This is a genomic window from Aminiphilus sp. (assembly GCF_029975095.1).
GTDB lineage: Bacteria > Synergistota > Synergistia > Synergistales > Aminiphilaceae > Aminiphilus.
The window spans coordinates 1-2,061 of sequence record NZ_JARKPW010000029.1; the positions used below are offsets into that span (position 1 = coordinate 1).

Genomic DNA, 2,061 nt, shown 5'->3' on the forward strand with positions numbered 1-2,061 from the left:
AAAGCCGCACCGCGTCAAAAAGAACTGTACAACCTCGTCCTGGAGGCCCAACAAGCCGGAATCGCAGCCATCAAAGCCGGCGTGCCCGGACGGGAGGTCGATGCAGCCGCCCGAAGCGTGATCGTCTCCGCCGGTCTGGGCGACGCCTTTTCCCACGGACTCGGCCACGGCGTCGGCCTGGATATTCACGAGGAACCGTTCATGAGCGTACGGTGCACGAAAATTCTCGAAAAAGGATGTGTCGTCACCGTCGAACCCGGCGTGTATCTGAAAGGGTGGGGAGGCGTGCGCATCGAGGACTCCGTTTCCGTCGAAAGCGAGGGGGTGACCATTCTCACGAGAACACCGAAAGAACTGCTCGAGCTTTCCTGAGACGTTTCCTTTCACGGAGAAATCAGCATGAACGTGGAGAAAGGAGTGTCACCCGTGAGAAAAACGCTGCACAACATTCTCGCCGCCATCTTCCTCGGCCTCCTCGCATTCTTCGGCCTGGCCATTTCCGCCCCAGCCGCACAACGAGAATTCATTTTCTCCATGGCGTACGAAATTCCCGGACTGGATCCGCAAAAGGCCAATTCGATCCCCTCGGCGGTCGTCGGAACACACATTCTCGAAGGGCTGGTCCGCGTTCACGACGGAAAGGTCCTCCCCGGCATGGCGGAAAGCTGGGAAATTTCGGAGGACGGACTCGTCTACACGTTCCATCTCCGCGACGCCCTGTGGAGCGACGGAAAACCCGTGACGGCCCACGATTTCGAATATTCCTTCCGCCGCCTTCTCGATCCGGCCACCGCTGCGGAGTACGCTTTCGCCGCCTACGGCATCGAGAACGGCAAGGCCTTCAACAAAGGCGAGATCACCGATCCTTCCCTGGTGGGCGTCAAGGCCCTCGATGCAAAGACGTTCGAGATCCGCCTCGTGGAGCCGATGGACTATCTTCTCGGCTATCTGCAGCTCATGTGCTTTCTCCCCACACGACAGGATGTGGTGGAACACGAGAAGGACGCCTTCGCGACAGGAGCCGAACACATGGTCTACAACGGCCCCTTCGTGATCAAGGAGTGGAAGCACGAGCAGAGCATGATCCTGGAGAAGAACCCGCGCTACTGGAACAGCGATGCCATCAAGCTCGACCGCGCCGTCATCCATCAGGTGTACGAACAGAATACCGCGCTGAACCTCTTCGAGAGCGGGGAGCTCGACATGGTGGACATTCCCTCGAATCTCTACGAAAAATACGCCGCCGAGGGGAAAGCCAAGGTTTCTCTGACAGGGGCCGACGACTGGATCAAAGTCAATGTACGTCCGGACCCGAAACGCCCATGGCTCGCGGACAAGGACTTCCGCAAGGCACTGGCCTGGGCCATCGACCGTGAGGAATATCTGAAAATCGCCACGAAGGGACTCTACATTCCCAACCTCCGCTATGTCCTTCCCATCGTCGCCGGAGTGGAAAAGCACTATGCCGAGGAATACCCCCTGGAATACTACACGGCGAAAGCGGATCCGGAAAAGGCAAAAGCGCATCTCAAGGCCGCCATGGACCGCCTCGGCATCGACGATCCCGCAAAGATCTCCGTCACCTATCTGATCCAGGACCAGGAAGAGTGCCGCCTCATGGCCGAAGCGCTCCAGGACCAGATCCAGAGAACGCTCGGCATCACCTTCAACGTGCAGATCGTGACGCGCAAACAGCGTTTCCTCCAGGAGGGACAGGCCGACTACGAGCTGGTGTACTCCGGATGGGGTCCAGATTTCGACGATCCTCTCACCTACATCGAAATCTGGGGCAGTGACATCAGTCACAACAACAGCGGATGGGGAAGCAAGAAGTTCGACGACATCGTCGCCGCATCGCGGAAAGAGACGGATCGCGGAAAGCGCCTTGCCCTTCTTTTCGAGGCGGAGAAAATCCTCCTCGACGAAGCCCCCATGATTCCGCTGCAGCTCCGGCGCAGAGCCTGGATGACCCAGCCCGGTGTGAGCGGCATCGTCCGCCCCTTCATCGGCGCCGATCTGGATTTCGTCTACGCCACCGTCGAAAAATAGACGAACAGCACC

At 58.7% G+C, this 2,061-nt stretch carries 2 protein-coding genes; both read left to right on the plus strand.

Features of this window, described 5'->3' with window-relative positions; all coding sequences use genetic code 11:
• On the plus strand, positions 1-372 hold a 372-nt coding region (locus tag Q1K49_RS01870), incomplete at its 5' end, for a M24 family metallopeptidase (RefSeq protein ID WP_300522126.1).
• A 54-nt stretch (positions 373-426) separates the two neighbouring features.
• Complete coding sequence (locus tag Q1K49_RS01875) at positions 427-2,049, plus strand: peptide ABC transporter substrate-binding protein (RefSeq protein WP_300522128.1); 1,623 nt, start codon at positions 427-429, stop codon at positions 2,047-2,049.
• Positions 2,050-2,061 lie beyond the last annotated feature (12 nt).